This window comes from Marinospirillum minutulum DSM 6287 (genome assembly GCF_000422325.1).
Taxonomy (GTDB): Bacteria; Pseudomonadota; Gammaproteobacteria; order Pseudomonadales; family Halomonadaceae; genus Marinospirillum; species Marinospirillum minutulum.
Genome location: NZ_KE383818.1, coordinates 509,223 through 529,766, shown reverse-complemented (window position 1 = coordinate 529,766; position 20,544 = coordinate 509,223). Strand labels below are relative to the sequence as shown.

Annotated in this window: 17 protein-coding genes; 7 read left to right on the top strand and 10 right to left on the bottom strand. The window is 43.7% G+C overall.

Annotated elements, in window-relative coordinates:
* Positions 1-81 precede the first annotated feature (81 nt).
* The 3 genes from H571_RS0112105 to H571_RS0112095 are packed head-to-tail and all read right to left on the bottom strand — an operon-like array spanning position 82 to position 3,694.
* Complete coding sequence (locus tag H571_RS0112105) at positions 82-1,671, bottom strand: GMC family oxidoreductase (protein WP_027849541.1); 1,590 nt, start codon at positions 1,669-1,671, stop codon at positions 82-84.
* Between the two features lie 37 nt (positions 1,672-1,708).
* Positions 1,709-2,248 (bottom strand): hypothetical protein, encoded by a 540-nt coding sequence (locus H571_RS0112100; RefSeq protein ID WP_027849540.1) that lies wholly within the window; start codon positions 2,246-2,248, stop codon positions 1,709-1,711.
* A gap of 39 nt (positions 2,249-2,287) precedes the next feature.
* The gene (locus H571_RS0112095; RefSeq protein WP_036218200.1) at positions 2,288-3,694 is read right to left on the bottom strand and encodes a coniferyl aldehyde dehydrogenase; all 1,407 of its coding nucleotides are present in this window, start codon (positions 3,692-3,694) and stop codon (positions 2,288-2,290) included.
* A gap of 164 nt (positions 3,695-3,858) precedes the next feature.
* On the opposite strand from H571_RS0112095, the gene pilB reads away from it, so the two are divergent.
* The 4 genes from pilB to H571_RS0112075 all read left to right on the top strand — a co-directional run bounded on the left by pilB (position 3,859) and on the right by H571_RS0112075 (position 9,054).
* Complete coding sequence (gene pilB, locus H571_RS0112090) at positions 3,859-5,571, top strand: type IV-A pilus assembly ATPase PilB (protein WP_211219791.1); 1,713 nt, start codon at positions 3,859-3,861, stop codon at positions 5,569-5,571.
* A 26-nt stretch (positions 5,572-5,597) separates the two neighbouring features.
* Positions 5,598-6,815, top strand: a complete 1,218-nt coding sequence (locus tag H571_RS0112085; protein WP_027849537.1) for a type II secretion system F family protein — start codon at positions 5,598-5,600, stop codon at positions 6,813-6,815.
* A complete protein-coding gene (locus tag H571_RS0112080) occupies positions 6,812-7,678 on the top strand; it encodes a prepilin peptidase (RefSeq protein WP_027849536.1) in 867 nt (288 codons plus the stop codon). The genes H571_RS0112085 and H571_RS0112080 overlap by 4 nt, the downstream gene beginning before the upstream one ends.
* Positions 7,679-7,767: 89 nt before the next feature.
* Positions 7,768-9,054: a ferredoxin reductase family protein gene (locus tag H571_RS0112075; RefSeq protein WP_027849535.1), complete on the top strand. Its 1,287-nt coding sequence runs from the start codon at positions 7,768-7,770 to the stop codon at positions 9,052-9,054.
* 17 nt (positions 9,055-9,071) lie between these two features.
* Here the strand turns inward: H571_RS0112075 and H571_RS0112070 are convergent, their stop codons facing one another.
* The 4 genes from H571_RS0112070 to H571_RS0112055 are packed head-to-tail and all read right to left on the bottom strand — an operon-like array spanning position 9,072 to position 12,168.
* Positions 9,072-10,046 (bottom strand): FAD:protein FMN transferase, encoded by a 975-nt coding sequence (locus H571_RS0112070; RefSeq protein ID WP_027849534.1) that lies wholly within the window; start codon positions 10,044-10,046, stop codon positions 9,072-9,074.
* Positions 10,046-11,356: a DUF3570 domain-containing protein gene (locus H571_RS15100; protein ID WP_051168317.1), complete on the bottom strand. Its 1,311-nt coding sequence runs from the start codon at positions 11,354-11,356 to the stop codon at positions 10,046-10,048. The genes H571_RS0112070 and H571_RS15100 overlap by 1 nt, the downstream gene beginning before the upstream one ends.
* Before the next feature lie 9 nt (positions 11,357-11,365).
* Positions 11,366-11,596, bottom strand: coding sequence for a DUF4266 domain-containing protein (locus H571_RS0112060; RefSeq protein WP_027849533.1), 231 nt, complete (start codon positions 11,594-11,596; stop codon positions 11,366-11,368).
* Positions 11,597-11,607: 11 nt separating this feature from the next.
* Entirely contained in the window at positions 11,608-12,168 is a 561-nt protein-coding gene (locus tag H571_RS0112055; protein ID WP_245562350.1) for a TlpA family protein disulfide reductase, read from the bottom strand.
* Positions 12,169-12,306: 138 nt separating this feature from the next.
* Here H571_RS0112055 and dsbD point away from each other — a divergent pair, with 138 nt between their 5' ends.
* The 3 genes from dsbD to H571_RS0112040 are packed head-to-tail and all read left to right on the top strand — an operon-like array spanning position 12,307 to position 16,183.
* On the top strand, positions 12,307-14,118 hold the full coding sequence (dsbD, locus tag H571_RS0112050) for a protein-disulfide reductase DsbD (RefSeq protein ID WP_036218196.1): 1,812 nt from the start codon (positions 12,307-12,309) through the stop codon (positions 14,116-14,118).
* Positions 14,119-14,141: 23 nt separating this feature from the next.
* Positions 14,142-14,810: a response regulator gene (locus tag H571_RS0112045; RefSeq protein ID WP_027849530.1), complete on the top strand. Its 669-nt coding sequence runs from the start codon at positions 14,142-14,144 to the stop codon at positions 14,808-14,810.
* Complete coding sequence (locus H571_RS0112040; RefSeq protein ID WP_027849529.1) at positions 14,807-16,183, top strand: ATP-binding protein; 1,377 nt, start codon at positions 14,807-14,809, stop codon at positions 16,181-16,183. Before H571_RS0112045 ends, H571_RS0112040 begins: the two co-directional genes overlap by 4 nt.
* Positions 16,184-16,191: 8 nt before the next feature.
* Here the strand turns inward: H571_RS0112040 and H571_RS0112035 are convergent, their stop codons facing one another.
* From H571_RS0112035 to H571_RS0112025, 3 genes are read right to left on the bottom strand one after another with little or no spacing between them, the layout of a single operon-like run.
* Positions 16,192-17,514: a replication-associated recombination protein A gene (locus H571_RS0112035; protein WP_027849528.1), complete on the bottom strand. Its 1,323-nt coding sequence runs from the start codon at positions 17,512-17,514 to the stop codon at positions 16,192-16,194.
* Positions 17,515-17,516: 2 nt separating this feature from the next.
* A complete protein-coding gene (gene lolA, locus H571_RS0112030; RefSeq protein WP_051168316.1) occupies positions 17,517-18,134 on the bottom strand; it encodes an outer membrane lipoprotein periplasmic chaperone LolA in 618 nt (205 codons plus the stop codon).
* Positions 18,135-18,146: 12 nt separating this feature from the next.
* Positions 18,147-20,456: a DNA translocase FtsK gene (locus H571_RS0112025; RefSeq protein WP_036218192.1), complete on the bottom strand. Its 2,310-nt coding sequence runs from the start codon at positions 20,454-20,456 to the stop codon at positions 18,147-18,149.
* Positions 20,457-20,544: the final 88 nt, after the last annotated feature.

The window sequence follows — 20,544 nt, the reverse complement described above, 5'->3', positions numbered from 1 at the left end:
CTACTCTGCGCTAACTATGAAAGATAATGTAACTTTATGCAACTGCAATTTAATGCTAGAGCGCAAAAGACCAATCTATTTTTAGACGCATATTTTTAATAGCTGGTCGCTAAACAAAGCCGCTATTGCATAAATAGATAACTGTGGGTTAGCACCAATACTGGTTGGAAACACTGAACCATCATGCACCGACAAGTTTTCTAATTGGTGGTGCACTCCCCAGCTGTTAGTCACCCCCTGTTTGGGGTTATCACTCAGGGCACAGCCGCCCATAACATGCGCACTACCTAAACGCGCTCGATGAATGGCTAAATCTAAACCATCAATAACACGCTGGGTTTCAGCGAGGCTGGTCATGTAATCAGCCTGATTATGTACTGGAAAAACCTTTTCTGCACCTGCTGCAAATTGAATTTCAGCCATGCTGTGATAAGCACGTCGCATGGCCTGCCAAGTAAAGTCGGTCATTTGATAATCTAGCACTGGGCTGCCATCACTACGCAGCTCTACCTTGCCGCTGGCACTCGCTGGGTGAAAACCATCACGCATTAAGGCTAGCATCATGTGCGTATTAGGCAGTTTTGCCATACGCTGGGCATTAACCTGCCCTTTGCCACCTAAAATAGTGGCGGCAAAAGCTGGGTGTAAAGGTGGTACTTCTAGCTTATAGCCCATAGCGCCAGCCGCACCTTCTTGCCACTGAAAATGATCGCTATAAATGGATTGCGGCGCACCATAAAAAGGATTAATTTCGTCAACAAACTGAGCCGCAGAAAAGTTAACTGGGTGTAAAAACGTTCGTTTGCCACACAGTTTATAAGGATCTGGGGCTTGAGAACGCAATAAAATAGCTGGCGTATTAATTGCGCCGCCCGCCAAAATATAGTGTTTTGCTTTGATAGCAATGCGCTTGCCAGTTGTTTCAACACCCCTAGCATCTAGGGCTAAACATTCGAGCTGTTCTACCCTGCCTTGCTTAAAGGTTAGTCGCTCGGCTCTAGCTAAATAAAGGAGTTCGCCACCCTGTTGTAAAGTGGCTGGCAAGCAGGTAACTAACATGGATTGTTTGGCATTGGCTGGGCAGCCCATACCGCAAAACCCTAGGCTTAGGCAGTCACGTACATTACGGGGTATAACTGCCCAGTCATAACCTAAAGTTTGGCAGCCTCTTTTAATGACCTCGTTATTGGCATTAGCAGCAATAGGCCAAGGTTCTATGCCTAAGCGTTTTTCCATACGTTCAAACCAAGGTTTTAGGGTTTGTTCGCTTAAACCGCTCACCTCATGCTTATCCGCCCAGTGCTCTAAGGTTGCAGGTGGGGTACGAAAGCTAGATGTCCAATTAATAAGCGTTGAACCGCCTACAGCACGGCCTTGCATAATGCTTATGCCACCGTCTTTGCTCATTCTTGCCATACCTTCTTGGTAAAGCTCTGCATAGGCGGTTGCTTCTTGCATTTTAAAATCACTACTGGTGCGTAACGGACCTTCTTCCACAACCAACACACGCAAACCCGCAGCCGTTAAAATTTCAGCCGTGGTTGCACCGCCGGCACCACTGCCAACAATCACCACATCCACTTCTAACTGCTGGTCTTTTTCAAACAAGGAGGCATTATGAACTTGCCAGCCTGCTTGCACTCCTTCTAAAAAAACATCGCTAATTGCCATGCTGATTACCCCCCCTGATTATTAACCCCCATGCCTCTTAACCTAAGTTGGGTGGCCCTGGGTAACCACAGATTTGCCAAGAGCTAGGTTGGCTGTAAAAAGCCAGCCTAGCGAGTTGTAAAATAGCGGCTTGCCCTTGGTTTAAGAGAGTCCAGCGGCTGGCTTGCCAACGGTTAAGAAAGTTTTGAATTGTCTCTGGCGAAGCAGCCGACCAAGCACCCCAAACACCGGTTAAAGAGCCTTGTGTTATTGGGTTAGTTAGCAAATCGAATAGCTGTAAGGTTAGCTTGCGCATACTGGGTGAAAGGTGGGCAAGGTTGTAATCTATCATTGTTAAAGAAGCAGCTAATTGCGCTGGCTGGTTTTCTGGATTGCTAGTACCGGCATAAATCACCGGCAAAACAGCCTTTAACATAGCAATATCTTGACTACGCAAATAACTAAAGCCTGAGGCTGTTTGATTAGTAACCCAGCTTGTAACACCTAGCGTTACACCCACTAGGCTTAAAGTTGCACCAGTGACTAAACCTAGCTTTAAAAAACCACGGCGGGTTAGTTTAGAAGTCGTTATTGGCATTAAGGCTTCCTTTATTTTTGTTTTTATTTTGTTTTCTAACTAGCACAAAAAGAACCTAAGAATAAGTTTTTGTAACCAGCCACCATAGGGTGGGTAGATAAATTTAGCTGCATTAAAGCGTGATTTACTAAACACCGCTTTAGCATGACTAAAAGTTAAAAAGCCTTCGTAACCGTGGTAATGCCCCATGCCCGAAGCACCTACACCACCAAAAGGCAAATCTTGTTGTGCAACGTGTAAAAGCGTGTCGTTTAAACAAACACCACCGGCATGTAGGGTTTGTAAAACTTGTTGCTGCTCCACCTTGTTATAGCCAAAATAATAAAGCGCTAAAGGCTTAGGGCGCTGACGAACATAGCTCAAGACTTCGTCAAAAGTTTTGTAAGTAATAATCGGTAAAATAGGGCCAAAAATTTCTTCCTGCATCACCTGCATTGTATCGGTTACTTTTAATAATAAAGTAAGGGGTAAACGCCTTTCTTGTGCTTCACTGGGTAGCTGTATTACTTCCGCCCCCAAAGCTTGGGCATCGGTTATATAAGCTTGTAAGCGTTCAACTTGGCGCGGGTTAATTATGGCGGTGTAATCGGGATTGTCTGCCAAGCTTGGGTAAAACTCCCGCACCGCTTGGCTTAAAGCTTGAACCAGTTCATCTAAACGGCTTTCATGCACTAATAGGTAATCGGGAGCAACGCAGGTTTGCCCGGCATTTACTGTTTTACCAAAAGCGATGCGCTGGGCGGTTTCTTGCATGGGCGCTTCTTCACTAATAATCGTGGGTGACTTGCCACCCAGCTCGAGCGTTACAGGCGTTAAGTTTTGTGCCGCTGCCTGCATTACTTGCCGCCCCACTTGGGTGGAGCCAGTAAACAACAGGTGATCAAAAGCTAACTGTGAAAAGGCAATGGCTACCTCTGCATCGCCTTGCACTAGTGCAACCAAGTCTTCAGCAAATACTTTGGCTAGCAACTCTTTAAGTAGTTGGGCTGTTCGGGGCGTGTGTTCACTCATTTTAATCATCACCCGATTACCTGCCGCCAAAGCGCCAATTAAAGGGCCAAGGCTTAAAAACAAGGGGTAATTCCAAGGCACTAACACACCCACCACACCCAAAGGTTGGTAAACCACTTTTGCTGAAGCAGGCTGAAAAGCTAGGCTAACTGAGCGACGCGAAGGCTTCATCCAACGCTTTAAGTGTTTGCAGGCATAATCAATTGCCTCTAGGCTGGGTAAAACTTCTGCCAAATAAGTTTCATCAACACTGCGGTGGCTAAAGTCAGCGCTTATAGCGGCAGCAATGGCTGATTTTTCTTCTAATAAAAGGCCACGTAATTTTTGTAACCAAACTTTGCGCTGCGCTGCTGAGGGCAAAGGCTGCTGAATAAACGCTTGTTGTTGAAGGCTTAGCAACTTGGCTAGCTCACTGACAGAAGTAGACTGGGGCATAATTAACTCCACTGACTTAATAGCACAGTATTAGTTTATTTATGCGCTCTAGTCAAACAAGTGTTTTAATTTTACCTTTTACTCTACTAAAGTTACCTTTGGTAAAGCTTGAAGTCATAACAGGGCTACAGCATACTCATGGCTCTTACTAAGGATTTGATTTTATGGTGGATACAACTAACGCTAACCTTCTAAATTCATTATCTAGGCGTTTAATACGAGAAGGTTTATTAGATGAGCACGAAGCTTTATCTGCCCAGGCGGACGCAAAACAAAAAAACCTTTCTTACATTCATTATTTAAGCTCTACAGGCAGAATAGACAGTGATTTATTAGCCTACCTAGTAGCAGAAGAGTTTGGCCTACCCTACTTAGACTTAGATACCTTCGACAGTCGCTATTTGCCCAAAAAAATAGTCGATGAACAGCTATTGCGTAAGCACCAAGCACTGCCTTTATTACAAAGAGAAAACATTCTTAACCTAGCCCTCTCTACACCCACCAATCTTGCAGCCATAGATGAAATACAGTTTCAAACTGGGCTAATTATTAACCCTATTATTGTTTCTGAAGAAAAGTTACATCACGTTTTAGAAAGGTCATTAGAAACTGATATTAGCGCCCTAGGTGATTTAGATAACGCCGAACTTGAAGCACTTGAAATAGACAACAACCCTGTTGAAGATGAAAACCTTTCCTTCGATGGTAGCCAAGAAGATGCGCCCATTGTTAAGTTTGTAAACAAAATTTTACTCGATGCCGTGCGTAAAGGCGCATCTGATATTCACTTTGAACCCTTTGAGCAGAGCTACCGTATTCGCAGTCGTATTGATGGTATTTTGCATGAAGTTACTCGCCCACCCTTATCTTTACGTGGTCGACTTGCTGCCCGCATTAAAGTAATGGCACGCATGAATATTTCTGAACGTCGCATACCGCAAGATGGCAGTATCAAACTAAAAATATCTAAAACGCGTAGCCTAGATTTTCGTGTTAATACCCTGCCGACCCTTTGGGGTGAAAAACTGGTATTGCGTATTCTAGATGCCAGTAGCGCTAAATTAGGTATAGAACAACTAGGCTTTGAACCAGAACAACAAAAACTCTATGAAGCAGCCCTTGCCAGACCGCAAGGCATGATTTTAGTAACAGGACCTACGGGTAGCGGTAAAACTGTTAGTCTTTATACAGGCTTAAATATTTTAAATACGACAGAGCGCAATATTTCTAGTGCAGAAGACCCAGTCGAAATTAATATGGAAGGCATTAATCAGGTTAATGTTAACCCCAAGGTGGGCTTAACTTTTGCTGCTGCCTTACGTGCCTTTTTGCGCCAAGACCCTGATGTAGTAATGGTGGGAGAAATAAGGGATTTAGAAACTGCTGAAATTGCTATTAAAGCGGCACAAACAGGCCACCTAGTGCTTTCTACTTTGCATACCAACTCTGCCTCAGCCACGATAAATCGCTTATTCAATATGGGCATTCCTGCCTATAACCTTGCAGCTTCTTTACAATTAATTATTGCTCAACGCCTTGCTAGAAAACTGTGTAGCAAATGCAAAATTCCCAGCGACACGCCCAAACAAGTATTACTTGATTTAGGTTTTACAGAAGATGAATTAACTAACCACACCATTTATAAGCCTGGGGGTTGTAATCAATGTACCTCAGGCTATAAAGGCAGAACGGGGATTTATGAAGTCGTAAAAATTACAGATGCCTTGGCTGAATTAATTATGCAGGGTGCAAGTGTGCGGGAAATTGATTTAAAAGCACGTGAGCAGGGTTTTCCTGATCTTCGTATGGCTGGAAGAAAAAAAGTGCTTGCTGGCTTATTGAGTATTGATGAGCTTACCCGCGTAACTATGGAATAAAAAACCAAGGAATAGATAACTAAACAATGAAAAAGAAAGCCAATAAAGTCTACTCCTTTAACTGGGAAGGTGTTAATTCTCGGCGTGAAAAAGTTAAAGGGGTAATGGATGCTGAAGACATTAATTTTGTACGTGCAAAATTAAGAGAACAGGGCATTAACCCCAAGCGAGTCAGAAAAAAATCTTCTTTAAGCTTTAGTTTTGGCGATAAAATCAATGCGCGTGACATTACGCTTTTCTCTCGCCAACTAGCCACCATGATTAAAGCAGGGGTGCCTGTTGTTCAAGCCTTTTCTATCACTATAGAAGGGCAAACTAAAGCGAGTATGCGTAATCTGCTAATTGATTTACGCGATCAAATCTCTGCCGGTACGCCTGTAGCCCAAGCTTTACGCCGCCACCCCAAAGTATTTGATGAGTTGTTTTGTAGCCTAGTAGAAGCGGGTGAAAATTCAGGTACTTTAGAAACCATGCTAGAGCGGGTTGCCATTTACAAAGAGCGCATGGAAACCCTAAAAAACAAAATTAAAAAAGCCCTTTATTACCCAGTTTTTGTTCTCTTAATCGGTATGGGGGTTTCTGCTTTATTGCTTATTAAAGTAGTGCCTGAATTTGAAAAGATGTTTGCTGGCTTTGGTGCTGAGTTACCTGCTTTTACTCAGCTAGTGGTTAATATGTCACGCTTTATGCAGGAATGGTGGTATTTGGTTCTAGGCGCAATGGTAGCAGCAGTTTACATTATTTTAATGATGAAAAAACGCTCGCCTGCTTTTGAATTACGTTTAAGTCATTTAGGTTTGCGCTTGCCTGTTATTGGTCAATTGCTGCATAAATCGGCTGTTGCACGTTTTGCTAGAACCTTATCTACCTCTTTTGCTGCCGGTGTTACCCTAGTCGATTCTTTAGAGTCTGCAGGTAAAGCTTCGGGTAGTTTGGTTTATAATCGTCATGTTCAACAGGTTCGTGAAGACGTTTCTACGGGTCAACAGCTAAATTTTGCCATGCGTAATGGTCGCCTTTTTCCTACTATGGTTAATCAAATGGTCGCCATAGGTGAAGAGTCAGGCGCTTTAGATACCATGCTAGCCAAGGTGGCAGACTTTTATGAGGAAGAAGTAGAAGCCATGGTTGACAATATGACTAGCCTTTTAGAGCCCATGGTTATAGTTGTGCTAGGGGTTATTGTGGGTAGCTTAGTTATTGCTATGTACCTACCCATTTTCCAAATGGGCGATATTTTGTGAACCTAGACCTATACCTAAGCTTCCACCTTTGGCCTACTGGTTTATGGCTGGCTTTTATTACCCTGCTAGGGTTAGTGGTTGCCAGCTTTATTAATGTGGTTATTTATCGCTTACCTTTAATTTTACGCCGTGAATGGGGTGAAGCAGACTTGCCCGAAGTTTCACTTAGCTGGCCAGCTTCCCACTGCCCTAGCTGTAAAACTCCCTTACGTTGGTGGCATAACTTACCTTTAATTAGCTGGCTGGTTTTAAAAGGCGCTTGTGTTAGCTGTAAGGTAAAAATCCCACTGCGCTACCCTTTGGTTGAATTAACCGGTGGTTTATTAGCTTTACTGGTTGCTTGGCGCTTTGGCGCTAATTTAAGCAGCTTAGTCTATTTAGGTTTTGCTTTAAGCCTTTTAGTCTTGGCGGTAATAGATTCACAAACCCAGCTTTTACCCGACAAAATTACCCTGCCGCTAGTTTGGGCTGGGTTAACTTGGCATTGGGTGTTTTCTTCAAGCAATATGTTTGACCAAGCCTTTTTAGGGGCTTTGCTGGGCTATTTATCTTTATGGAGTTTGTTTTGGGTCTTTAAGCTATTAACTGGGCGTGAAGGCATGGGTTATGGCGATTTTAAACTGCTTGCCGCTATTGGTGCTTGGTTAGGTGCGCCCGCTTTAATACCTGTGGTTATGTTGGCGTCTATTTCTGGTTTGTTGGTGGCGTTAGTTTTAAAGCTTAATGCTCAATGGCAAGGGCAGGCTTTACCCTTTGGCCCTCACCTAGTGGTTGGATGTTTAGTGTTGTTAATAGGTGGGCAAGAAGTAGCTGGTTTATTAGGTTTAGCTTCTTGGTTAGAGATTACTGGTTGGGCGTTTTAACCCTTCTTTTTGTATGAGTTAAGTTTGGCGTAAGCTTTGCATTGCAAACTAGGCATTCAATCCTACCTATCATTAAAAGGTATCGGCCTATGCCTACTAAGCGCACCAACTTAAACCTAGCTTTACTGCTAATTATTCAACTTGTTTTTTGGCAAGTAGGAACAAGTTACGATCATTTTCTAACCCTAAGTGGCTACCTAGCCATAAATTTTATGTCGCTCACTCTGCTACTAGCTACTCGTCCAGCTTGGCTAGAAACACCTTTGGGTGGTTTAGATAGTATTTACCAGCTGCATAAATGGACTGGAATATTCGCGGTTTTTTTTGCCCTAAGTCATTGGTTGATAGAAATGTGGGATGATGGGCTGAAAGCTATCTTGGGTAGAGATCGTAGTCAAAAAGAAGGCAAGTTCTCTGGTTGGCTAGATACTTTTCAAGATGCTGCAGAAGACTTAGGCGAGCCTGGACTGTATATTTTATTATTTTTAGTGGCTATTACACTGCTCCGCTTAATTCCCTACCACTATTGGCGTTACTTACATAAGGCAATGCCTTTAATTTACCTAACCCTTGCCGCTCATGCCTTGTTATTAGCACCACCTAGCTGGTGGCAACAATCAACTGGCTGGGTAATGGCTTTATTAATACTGGGCGGATTATTCGGATCTATTCAATCTTTAACTGGTAGTATAGGTAAAAATCGCCGTTACCAAGGCATAATAAAAAGCGTCGAATCACTTTCCAATCAAGTTACTCAAGTGGTGTGTGATCTTGGAAAACAGTGGCCTGGGCATCAAGCAGGTCAGTTTGCTCTGGTAACCTTTAATAAGCTTGAAGGCGCTCATCCTTTTACTTTATCCAGTGCTGATAAAACAAATGGTCAGCTTAGTTTTCAAATTAAAGCCTTAGGTGATTACACGCGCAAAATACCGCAGCACTTACATAGTGGTCAGCCAGTTTTAATTGAAGGGCCTTATGGTCGATTTAATCCTGCCAAGGGTAGAAAAAATGCTCAGCAAATTTGGGTTGCCGGCGGTATAGGTGTTACACCTTTTTTAGCAGCCTTAGAAAGCCATACCAAACATCCTGAACGCTATAAGACAGCAATCAATTTGTACTATTGCACTTCAGCTGCTGAGACAGATCCTTTGGTTGCACGCTTAAAACAGCTGGTTGAAAGTACTCCAGACATTAGCTTGCATATTTATGATAGCCAACAAGGACAGCGTTTAACTGCTGATCAGCTAGCGATTACTTCTAAGCAAGTCGATATCTGGTTCTGTGGACCAAATGGCTTAGCTAAGGCTTTACTAAGTGGTTTAAAAAAGCAGCCAGTTTCCCTGCGCTTTCATCAAGAGCTATTTGAATTTAGATAAAGTGGAACGTTAAAAAATCAATCTAAAACCCAGTGTTTTAAACCCGTAGCCGTTAAAAAGCTACGGGCATTAGCAGCTTGCAGTAGGGCTAGACTAGCCACTAGCCCTGCTTGCACACAACTCGGTGCAGCAACACTAACGGATCTTAAAGCTTGTTCTACTGGCCAACCTGTTAAAGGGTTTAAAAGATGACTGTAGCGTTTACCGTTTTTTAATAAAAAACGACGGCTATCGCCTGAAGTTGCCAGACCACCGCGTGAAACTTGTAATAATAAACTGGCTGTATTTTCTATCGCTAAAGACTCTACACCCACTTGCCAAGGTTTATCTTTTGTCAGCGGCCCACTACACGCTAAATCACCGCCTAAATTAACTAACAAGCCAGGCCATTTATTGCCTTCTGTAGCAAAGCTTTGTTTTACTTTTTCTAACAGATGTAAGCCCATACCTAGTGCCCGATCAGCAGCATATTCTTTGCCTATACCGCCAAAATCCAACTCCATTCCTTCGGGTAAAGTCAGCCAGCCACCTTTAATTTCTCCACGGGCATCGGGAGGAGCTGACTGCCAGCTAAGTTTTTGCCAACCAATAAAAGGCAAGAGTGCATCAATCTCTGATTGATCCGGCAACCGATCACTGCCATCAAAAACCCAAACTTTGCGTAATAGGCCAGAAGTTAAATCAAATAGACCATCAGATAAATGCCAGGCTTGTTCAGCAAAATTGAGCAGCCGAGCGGTTTCAGCATTAACCTGCTGTTTTTTGCCAGAAGATGCATGAAGATCACTAAATAAGTTATTGCCAGAATAACGGCTGTAGGCATCTTCAATGCGCCAGACTTCAGCCGCCATTTGTTCTGCTAAATGGACAGCTAAAGTTTTTTGAGATTCAGGCAAGGCCAGCAAAATTTCACAGAGGCTTGCCATGGCTTTAAAGCTCGTCACAAAAAAACTGCCCTGCCAGTTGCAGGTTACTTGCCTGATTGCTTGCATTAGAACTTATAGCCAAGAATCATCATCACTGCCGTAGTTTTAGGTAAATCACTGCCCGAAGCCGGTGTTACTGCTGAGCTAAAGTTGCTAGAGGTTTGTTGGTATAAAGACAAGCGCGTGTAAATTTCTTGTTTAGCCGTTAGTTGATAACCGTAACGCAGGCCCAAAGTCCAAGCATCAAAATTGCCCAAACGGTAATCAGCTGTTAGTTCTTTGCTGCCTGCACTTAGCTGTTGAGAGGTAGCATAGGGCTGATAAAAATCCACTGCCGATTGAGTGTACCAACGCACCTGAGGTTCAAGGTAATGCTGCCCTATATCCCAACGGTATTTCATTTCTAGGGTGTGGGAGTTCATGCCCCAATCATCAAACTGATAACGATAACTTAAATCAACCACATCACCGCCAGCCAGCTGATGGCGAGTCTGCCAAAAAAGCGCTTGTTTAGTACGGCTATCAGGTCGTGCTTCATAACGATAACCCTGTAAACCACCACCAGCCTGATCAAAAACACTTACTAGTTTGTAAGGGTCAGTCAGGTAACCATCACTTAAATTAAGGCTGTAGTTAAACTGCATAATGGTGCTGCGGTTAATAACCTGAGTTACACCCAAGAGCAAGTCAGTCACAGTTTTATCGTCATCGCCACCAACACGGCTAGCAGCAAAGTCATTATCAAAATTGCTGCTGCCCCACACAGCCATTGGACTTAAACCAGCCGGAATACCACCTTCTGGGCTAATGGTATCTAAAGACAAACCACCCGCCAGCGTTAAAGTGGTATTTTTTTGATTCAAGTAACGCGACACGCTGGCATTACCGCCCATCGACAAGTAATCATGTTCAGTGGAAAAATGGCCACCCACAGAATAAGCCCAATCACGACCTAGGGGTGCAGACCACTGAGCAGAGGTAGCAATACGGGTATCACGGAAACTATCATCCAGCGGCAATTCCCCCGCAGCAGCACTGTATTGACCTTCACCTGAAGGACGAGTAAAAGTTTGTGGTTGGTCGCTAGTAAAAGCGCCATTGGGTGAAGCACCAGTGAGCGTGTCTAGCGCCAGCTTTAAATTAAGCTTTGTTTCGCTATCAAAATTACGCGTTGCACTTATAACAGGCTCAATAGCTTGTACCCGACTGTCGCTTTCAGCATAAAGCAACACTGCTGCATCAAAATCCCATTTTTCTAGCTCGCCAGCTTGCACCTGATTTGGCATACCCTGAAGGAGTGCACAGCCTATTGCAGCCAGTGTTCCGCCCAACTTACTTGCGTTTAACGCTGAATCTTTTTTTCTTAATTCGCTCATGCTCTGCTCCTAGTTGCAACCACAACCGCCGCCGCCAAAACTACGACCACCACTGCTACCTTCTTTACTGAAATAAATATGATCATCCAATCCAGCTTCTACGGGTTCATTAATCAGCTGCATTTTTGGCTGGGCTAAAAGGTCACGTTCCCAAGGCTTAACACCCCAGTTAGAGCAACCCGCTAAAAACAATAAAATAAGCAACCCTAAACTTACTTGTGCTAGCCTTTTTTTATTCATGGTGTGTCTCCTTATTCAGCCAGTAATTGTTGAATGCTAGCTTCGTATTCTTTTACTCTGCTGGCATGAAATCCGGTGTGGGTGGCGCGTAACCGCCCCTCACGGTCTAGCAAATAACTAGAGGGCATACCTATCAAGCCATAGGCTTCTGGCAAAAATGCTTTACTGTCTTGTAACAGTGTAAAATTTACTGGCACCTGCTTAAGAAAGGTCTCTGCCTCTTTAGGCTGCTGATCTAAATTAATACCTACCACAACCAATCCTTGTGTCGCATATTTTTCTTGCACGCTATTCATCCAAGGAAAAGACTCACGGCAAGGCCCACACCAAGAAGCCCAGAAATCAACCAGCACCACCTTGCCTTTAAAATCAGCCAAAGCCATTTCACCACCTTTCATATCAGGCAGACGCTGATTGAGTAGCGGTGCTTTTTGTGACTGTGTAATGGGTACTAGCTCTGTTGCTTTAGCTGAAGGAATAAAACTCACGGCTGTTATTCCTAACATTAAAGCCGCAGCGGCAAACCAAGGTGTTAAACCTTTGGGTGTTATTAATGACTGTTCTCTTGTCATGCTACTTGGCTCCTGACTAGTTTTAGTCCTGTCATTCTTTCAGCCCTAACTTAAGATTTTCTTAAGTGCGCCTTAAGCTAGCCTTAATTTTTGTGCTTCAGGCTAGTGGTCTATTATTTAGTGATTAGGAATCAGAAAATGAAACGCTCTACTCTGCTGTTATTGCTAACCTCGCTGCTTAGCAGTGGTTTTTTACAGGCTGCTGTAGATTTTTTGCCTGCTAATCAAGCTTTTAAAGCCAGTGTAGTGCTTGAAAACCAGCAGTTATTAGCTCATTGGGAAATTGCTGAAGGTTATTATTTATATCAGTCTCGAATTAGCATTCAAGCTAATGAACAAGCTTTGCAGCCCAATTTTTTATCACAAGCAACAACAAAAAATGATCCAAACTTTGGGCTAGTAGATGTTTTTTATAACACCTTAGAATTAACGGCTAGCCCCGATTTGCCAGCTGGCCTTCAAACAGTAGAGCTAAGCTGGCAAGGTTGTGCAGAAGCTGGCTTGTGTTATCCACCCCGCACTGAAACTTTCCAACTGCAATGGCCTGGTAATACGGCTACTACCTTAGAGACTGAACAAATTATTAAGCTTAGCTCTTCACCTAAAGGCACAAACGAAGATGCCGGAGCTTTAGCGACCTTATTAGAATCTTCTGGACTGATGTGGATAGTTGGTACTTTTTTTGTATTGGGGCTGGGATTAACCTTTACTCCTTGTGTACTACCTATGTTGCCTATTTTGGCTGGGGCTATTGCTGGTCAAGGGCAAAAGATCAGCACTGGCAAGGGTCTGGGTTTGTCAGTGGCTTATGTGCTGGGCATGGCAACCACCTATACAGCAGCAGGCGTAGTGGTGGGGTATTTTGGTGCCAGTATGAACTTACAAACAGCCATGCAAAACCCCATTGCCCTTAGTGTATTTGCGCTTATTTTTGTATTGTTATCTTTGGCCATGTTTGGTTTTTATGAATTACAGCTACCTGCTTTTCTTAGAGATAAACTAAACAACCTAGGTAATAAGCCTAATCAGCAAGCATCAACGTCTGGTTTAAGCCGCTATGCAGGGCTTGCCCTATTAGGTTTTATTTCCGCCTTAGTCGTCTCGCCTTGTGTATCAGCACCTTTGGCAGGCGCACTTATTTATATTAGTAGCACGGGTGATGCACTTTTAGGAGGTGCAGCCTTATTTGCTCTTAGCCTGGGCATGGGTGTACCGCTACTGCTTGTCGGTGCTGGGGGTGGACGCTTATTACCCCGTGCTGGCGTGTGGATGCTTGCGGTAAAGAATTTTTTTGGTGTTCTTCTGCTGGCATTAGCTATTAGCCTGCTAGCACGCTTTCTGCCTGCTAGCATTAGTTTAACGCTGTGGGGTTTACTAGCACTGGTGTATGCCGTTCATTTAGGCAGTGGTGAAATTAAAACAAGTTGGCAAAAAACTCGCCGTGGGTTAGCAGCCGCCTTAGCTATTTACGCTGTAGCTTTATTAATGGGCGTTTTGGCAGGGCAAGATGATCCTTTACAGCCCTTGGCTGGTTTAATGGGTAAAAGCAGCCTTGTTACTGTTGCAGGTGAACAACAAACCTTATTTACAAAAACTGACAGCGTAAAACAACTAAAACAACAGCTGCTGCTGGCTAAAAACCAATCTCTGCCTGTGGTGTTAGACTTTTACGCTGACTGGTGTGCTAGTTGTAAAGTAATGGAGAAGCAGGTTTTTAACCAAATAAACCCACAAAACTTTGTTAACCAGCTGGTGTTTTTGCAGTTGGATCTAACTAAAAACACGCCTGAACAAAGTGCTTTATTAGAGGAGTATCAGTTATTTGGTCCACCTGCTCTACTTTATTTTTCTAGTGAGGGTACTGAAGTTGTAGCACTAAGAACATTGGGTGAAATAGGTTTGAGTACTTTTCAAAACCAACTACAAACGCTAGTAAATAGCCGCCCTTAAGCCTTCTAACTAGGATTCCTGCTATGCGCCTATTGCTGATTGAAGATGATACCTCGCTAGCTGAGGGTATACGCACCGCTCTAAAACCTGAAGGTTATACTGTGGATTGGTTGGCCGATGGTCAGCAGGCCTTTCATGGTATTAAAAATGAGGTGTTTGATCTGCTCTTGTTAGACTTAGGGTTGCCCGGCTTAGATGGTTTATCGCTACTGAAGAAAATACGTGCGGAAGGCAAAAACTTACCCGTTTTAATTTTAACCGCACGTGATGCCATTGCAGACCGCATTGCTGGGTTAGATGCCGGAGCCGATGATTACCTTATTAAGCCTTTTGATATTACTGAACTAAAAGCTAGGATACGCGCCCTATTACGCCGCAGTGCAGGGCGTGCACAAACAAGCTTGCAACTGGGTGAGCTAGAACTTAACCCACAAAATCAACAAGTCATCTTTCAACAACAGCCAGTTAATCTAACCCGCCGTGAGTTTGCCTTATTACACGAACTACTCAACCAGCCTGGCCATGTATTCACCCGTGACCACCTGCAACAACTCCTTTATGGCTGGGAAGAAGATGTCGAAAGCAATGCTTTAGAAGTGCATATTCACCACCTAAGAAAAAAACTCTTTCCTAGCTTAATACGCACCCTAAGGGGCATAGGTTATGTATTAGACAAGGATGCTCAACCATGAAAAAAGGCGCATCCATACGCAAACAAACCCTTAAGTGGGCTTTACTACTTTTTATTTCTGTTAGTAGCCTTATTGCTTGGAGCAGCTTCCATGATGCTGCTCATGAGGTAGAAGAATTATACGATGCACACTTAGCACAACAAGCTAGGTTAATTAGCGGCCTGTTAACTGGGCTGGAAGCTGCACCTTTAAATCCAGTTGAAAAGTTACGTTTACTTAATTCAATGGAACAACCTTTTTTAAAAGCTAAAACACAAGAAGGCCACCGCTATGAGAGCAAGGTGGTTTTTCAAGTATGGCAAGAAAATGAACTGATTTTACGCTCTCGTAATGCGCCGGGCAGCCGATTAACACAACAAAAAACTGGCTATGCCTTAGAGCAGGTAGATGGCCAAATTTGGCGAGTTTTTGTATTGAATCACCCTCAACAGCAACAAATCATTATGGCTGAAAGGGAAGATGTGCGTGGTGAGCTAGTTGATAAAATTGCCTTAAGAACATTACTGCCAGATTTATTAGGCGTGCCAGCTTTAGCACTACTTATCTGGCTAACTATTGGTAAGGGTTTAAAACCTTTAGAACACTTAGCTGAAGTTTTAAGAAACCGTGATCCTCATTCACTACAAGCTTTACACCTTACTGACTTGCCACAAGAGCTAAAAACCATTCAAGAAGCTATTAATTTATTACTGCAACAGCTAAGAGCGTTAAGAGAACGTGAACAGCGTTTTATTGCCGATGCCGCCCATGAGCTTCGCACACCCCTTGCCGTACTTAGTCTTCACAGCCAAAATGCCTTACAAGCAAAGAACCCACAAGACAGAGAAGAAGCCTTAAAACTGTTACAGCAAGGCATTCAACGCACCACTCGAATTGTTTCTCAGCTGCTAACCCTTGCACGTCTTGAACCTGAATCTATTTTTCCTTTAGAAAAGATTAATCCTTTAAGAGTAAGCCGTCAGGTTTTAGCTGATCTAGCCCCCTTGGCCTTACAAAAAAAGATTGAACTAGAGCTTTTGAATGAGGAAACAACCAGCCAACATTTAATTCCCCTAGAGGTGGGTAGCTTAGAAATCGTATTGCAAAACCTAGTTACCAATGCCTTACGCCATTCAACTTCTGGCAGCTCAATCCAAGTTCGGTGGTTATTTGATTCAACAACCAGCCTTCTTGAAGTTATTGACCATGGCTGTGGCGTGGCAGAACAGCTAAAACCACTATTATTGGAGCGCTTTTACCATCAAGGTAATTCTAGCGGTGCTGGGCTGGGATTAGCGATAGTGGCACGTATTATTGAACGGCATAATGGCCAGTTAAACCTAGTTGATACAGCCGGTGGTGGACTAACGCTTAGCATTGCTTTTAAACATTAAGCTTTAGGTTAATGTTTAGCTTGTTCATCTAATTGCCTTAAATAGCGCATTTTTTCAGCAATTTTTATTTCTAGCCCCCTTTCTACAGGCTGATAAAAGCTGCTCTCTTCTAACTGCTGGGGTAAATAAACCTCACCAGCGGCATAGCCTTGGGGTTCATCGTGCGCATAGCGGTAAGCTTCGCCATAACCCAAGTCAGACATTAAGCCAGTTGGCGCATTGCGTAGGTGCAAAGGTACTTCATAGCTGGGCGTGCTTTTAACGGTTTTCATAGCGGCATTATAAGCCTTGTAAACAGCATTCGACTTAGGCGCTACGGCTAAATAAACCAGCGCATGGGCGATGGCTAATTCACCTTCTGGACTGCCTAAACGGGTTTGCACATCCCAAGCATTTAAAGCCAATTGCACGCCTCTAGGATCGGCATTGCCGATATCTTCGCTGGCCATACGCACCACACGGCGGGCGATATAAAGCGGGTCGCAACCACCATCGAGCATACGGCAAAACCAATAAAGCGTCGCATCGGGTGAAGAACCCCTAACAGACTTATGCAAGGCTGAAATTTGATCGTAAAACTGCTCGCCGCCTTTATCAAAACGTCTCAGACTTTCTTGTACTACTTCGGCAACGGTGGCAGCGCTTATTACGCCTTCTTTGGCTAAGTCAGCGGCTATTTCTAAAAAATTCAGTGCCCGACGTGCATCCCCATCGGCAGCAGCGGCCAACAGCTGTAGGCTGTCTTCAGTAACGCTTAACTGTTGTGCCCCTAGCCCATACTCAGAATCAGTTAGTGCCTTGCTTAACAAGCCTTCTAGCACTTCTGTAGGAATGGGCTTTAACACATAGACTCGGGCACGGGATAAAAGCGCTGAATTTAATTCAAAAGAAGGGTTTTCGGTGGTGGCACCTATAAAAATAAAGGTGCCATCCTCTATGTAGGGTAAAAAAGCATCTTGTTGCGACTTATTAAAGCGGTGCACTTCATCCACAAAAAGCAGGGTGGGCTTATTGCTAAAACGGCGTTTTTCTTGTGCTTCGCTTACCGCTTCACGAATTTCTTTTACGCCGCTCATGACTGCTGAAAGGCTGGTAAAGCTTAACTCACCTAATTCTGCTAACAGGCGGGCCAAGGTGGTTTTGCCTACCCCAGGTGGTCCCCATAAAATCATTGAATGCAACTGACCTGCTTCTAAAGCTTGGCGTAGCGATTTGTCTTTGCCTAACAGGTGTTCTTGCCCTAGGTAATCATCGAGATTACGCGGGCGCATTCTGGCGGCTAGGGGTTGCCAAGCAAGCTTAGCTTCAGCTGCAAACAAATCGTCAAGCATGGTTATTCCTGAATCACATCCACATGAGGCGGTACTTCAAATTCAAATATTTGGTTATCAAGTGGCTGGTTAAACTGTGTAATGGTTAAATCAACCCGTGTTTTCTGTCCTAGGCTGTCAGTTAGCTGTAGGGCGTTAATACGTCCTTCGACAAAGTCTAGGCTAAGTTCTTCAAACAGGCTGTCTTGCTGTAGGGGTATTAAATCAAACACCACTCGCTTTCCTGTTTCAGTTGCACTAATAGAAAAATGCTTGGTTAAATCAGTGGCCTCACCGGCTAAAATAATGGCAGGACTTAGTGTTGCTCGTTTATCTAGCGTTTGAATTGTGACTTGTTCTAAATCTGGGTCATACACCCAAAGGGTTATACCATTGGAAATTAAAATCTGTGGGAAGGGCTGTTCGGTGCTCCAATAAAAACGCCCTGGCTTAGCTAGCTGCACACTACCCTGCGCTTCTTGCATTCGATTACCCCGAGCATCAAGGGTTAGCTGTTGGAAGCTGCCTTCTAAGGTTTGCATTTGTTTTAAATAACCTTGTAGTTTTTTAGCAGCTGAGTTAGCTAAAGCACTAGTTGTAAGCATTAGTAAAACCAGTAGCAGGCTTATTTTTTTAATCATGGGTATTCCTTATTATTCGGGTAGAAGTAGTTCGCGTTGTCCATTCGATTGCAAGGGTGAAACCAAGCCCGCTTGTTCCATTCCTTCAATTAAGCCAGCAGCACGGTTATAGCCTACTTTAAAACGCCTTTGTATAGCAGAAGCCGAAGCTCTACGGCTTTCAATCACAAAAGCAACCGCTTCATCATAAAGCTCGTCTTGCTCTGCTGAACCCTCAACGCCTTCGGCCTCTAAACCTACCAGCGCTTGAGCATCCACCTTGCCATTTAAAATAGAATCTTCGTAATCGGGTTCGCCGCGCAGTTTCCAGTTTTCGACTACTCGATGCACTTCATCATCAGAAACAAAAGCGCCGTGTACACGAATTGGTTGAGGTGCACCCGTTGGCAAATAGAGTAAATCACCATTGCCAAGTAATTGTTCTGCGCCACTTTGATCAAGTATGGTGCGGGAGTCAATTTTGCTGGAAACTTGAAAGGCAATACGGGTAGGAATATTGGCTTTAATTAAGCCGGTGATAACATCCACCGAGGGGCGCTGGGTCGCTAAAATTAAATGAATACCAGCGGCTCGGGCTTTTTGTGCCAAACGAGCAATTAACTCTTCTACTTTTTTGCCAACCAGCATCATCATGTCGGCAAATTCATCTATCACCACCACCACATAGGGTAGTTGCTCTAGGTAGGTGGGTTGTTCGCCGGGTAAAAGCTCTTTTAAGGGATCCACCACCTGAGCGCCTTGCTTGGCCGCTTCAGCTAGCTTGTCGTTATAACCCACTAGATTACGCACACCCATAGCTGCCATTAGTTGATAACGGCGTTCCATTTCTGCTACACACCAGCGTAGGGAGTTGGCCGCTTCTTTCATATCGGTAACTACAGGCGCTAATAAATGTGGAATGCCCTCGTAGATAGACAACTCCAGCATTTTTGGATCTATCATAATAAGGCGTAATTCTTCTGGTGTGCGCTGTAATAACATGGATAAAAGCATGGCATTCACACCCACTGATTTACCCGAACCCGTCGTACCAGCAACTAATAAATGCGGCATTTTAGCTAGGTTGACCACCACCGAACGACCAGAAATATCCTGACCCAAAGCAAGAGGTAGTGGGTGTTTATCTTTTAAAAACACTTCGTTATCTAAAACTTCTTTTAAATAAATAAGCGCTCTTTGATTATTGGGTATTTCAATGCCTATGGTCGATTTGCCTGCAATTACTTCCACTATACGAATACTGGATACTTTTAAAGCACGGGCTAAATCTAAGGCTAAACCTGCTACCCGAGATGACTTAACCCCTGCGGCTAAATCCAATTCAAACTGGGTAATAACTGGGCCAGGGTGAACATCGACCACTTCAGCTTTTACGCCAAATTCATGTAATTTTTGTTGAATTAAGCTGGCTAGGTCTTCTAACGCTTTGGCAGTAAAGCCAACCTTTTGAGGTTTAGGGTTATCTAGCAATTCTAAACCTGGTTTTTCACCAACCAAGGAAGCGGCATTTTGATGATTTCGCTCAGGTTGTAATTCTTGCAGAGTCATTAGCCTAGGTGCATTTTTTTCTTCTTCATCCAAAGTAGCTTCTGGCGCAGGGTTAAAGCCGCCTAAGCGGGGTTCTTCCTTGGTTACTTCTGTACTGCTTGGCTGATAAGCAGGTGAAGCTAAGGTAGGAAGGCGCTCTTTTATTTTAGGTAGCCAAGCTAAGGATACATTTGGCTTTTGTATTCTTGTGGTAATTTTTTTACCTAGGTTAAGTAAAAAATAACCAATTTCATCCATCACTACTAACCAAGACCAGCCAGTAATTAAAGATAGGCCTGCTACCACACCACTAATAAAAATAAGGCTTGCACCTAGCTGGCCTAAAATTGGATTAGCTAAATTTGCCAGACTTTCCCCTAGTATGCCCCCTGCTCCGTAGGGTAGATGAGCGGCAAGTGAATGCCCTGCTGCGGTAGCAGCTACACCAATTAACAACAGCACAAAACCAAAAAATCTTAAAGAAGGGATGTAAGGATCCCAGCCTTCTTTTTCCCAAGGGCGGCGAAAGAGTTGGATGCTTAAATGAACTAAGGCTAAAGGAAAGAGCCAGGCCGCCACACCTGTTAAGGAAAATAATAAATCTGCCAACCAAGAGCCTGATAACCCCATTAGGTTAGTCGGTATTTCTTGCGTTGCACCATTCCAACCTGGGTCGTTTGGATTAAAACTAAAAAGTGCCAACAAGAGCATAAGAGCAATCAGCAGCAACAAAAGAATGCCTGCTTCTTGCAATGCTTTTCTTAACTTGTCAGAAAGGTTAGGTTGTTGGGACATAATTAAAAATACCTACGGCTTGTTGCCGAGTTAGCTGAAGCCTTATGATAGGGTTAACGCTGAGTTACTTGATTTGTCTCTATTATAT

Coding starts and splice junctions, on each gene's coding strand:
- H571_RS0112105 (WP_027849541.1), bottom strand. CDS start 1,671: ATGGCAATTAGCGATGTTTTTTTAGAAGGAGTGCAAGCAGGCTGGCAA.
- H571_RS0112100 (WP_027849540.1), bottom strand. CDS start 2,248: ATGCCAATAACGACTTCTAAACTAACCCGCCGTGGTTTTTTAAAGCTA.
- H571_RS0112095 (WP_036218200.1), bottom strand. CDS start 3,694: ATGCCCCAGTCTACTTCTGTCAGTGAGCTAGCCAAGTTGCTAAGCCTT.
- pilB (WP_211219791.1), top strand. CDS start 3,859: ATGGTGGATACAACTAACGCTAACCTTCTAAATTCATTATCTAGGCGT.
- H571_RS0112085 (WP_027849537.1), top strand. CDS start 5,598: ATGAAAAAGAAAGCCAATAAAGTCTACTCCTTTAACTGGGAAGGTGTT.
- H571_RS0112075 (WP_027849535.1), top strand. CDS start 7,768: ATGCCTACTAAGCGCACCAACTTAAACCTAGCTTTACTGCTAATTATT.
- H571_RS0112070 (WP_027849534.1), bottom strand. CDS start 10,046: ATGCAAGCAATCAGGCAAGTAACCTGCAACTGGCAGGGCAGTTTTTTT.
- H571_RS15100 (WP_051168317.1), bottom strand. CDS start 11,356: ATGAGCGAATTAAGAAAAAAAGATTCAGCGTTAAACGCAAGTAAGTTG.
- H571_RS0112060 (WP_027849533.1), bottom strand. CDS start 11,596: ATGAATAAAAAAAGGCTAGCACAAGTAAGTTTAGGGTTGCTTATTTTA.
- H571_RS0112055 (WP_245562350.1), bottom strand. CDS start 12,168: ATGACAAGAGAACAGTCATTAATAACACCCAAAGGTTTAACACCTTGG.
- dsbD (WP_036218196.1), top strand. CDS start 12,307: ATGAAACGCTCTACTCTGCTGTTATTGCTAACCTCGCTGCTTAGCAGT.
- H571_RS0112045 (WP_027849530.1), top strand. CDS start 14,142: ATGCGCCTATTGCTGATTGAAGATGATACCTCGCTAGCTGAGGGTATA.
- H571_RS0112040 (WP_027849529.1), top strand. CDS start 14,807: ATGAAAAAAGGCGCATCCATACGCAAACAAACCCTTAAGTGGGCTTTA.
- H571_RS0112035 (WP_027849528.1), bottom strand. CDS start 17,514: ATGCTTGACGATTTGTTTGCAGCTGAAGCTAAGCTTGCTTGGCAACCC.
- lolA (WP_051168316.1), bottom strand. CDS start 18,134: ATGATTAAAAAAATAAGCCTGCTACTGGTTTTACTAATGCTTACAACT.
- H571_RS0112025 (WP_036218192.1), bottom strand. CDS start 20,456: ATGTCCCAACAACCTAACCTTTCTGACAAGTTAAGAAAAGCATTGCAA.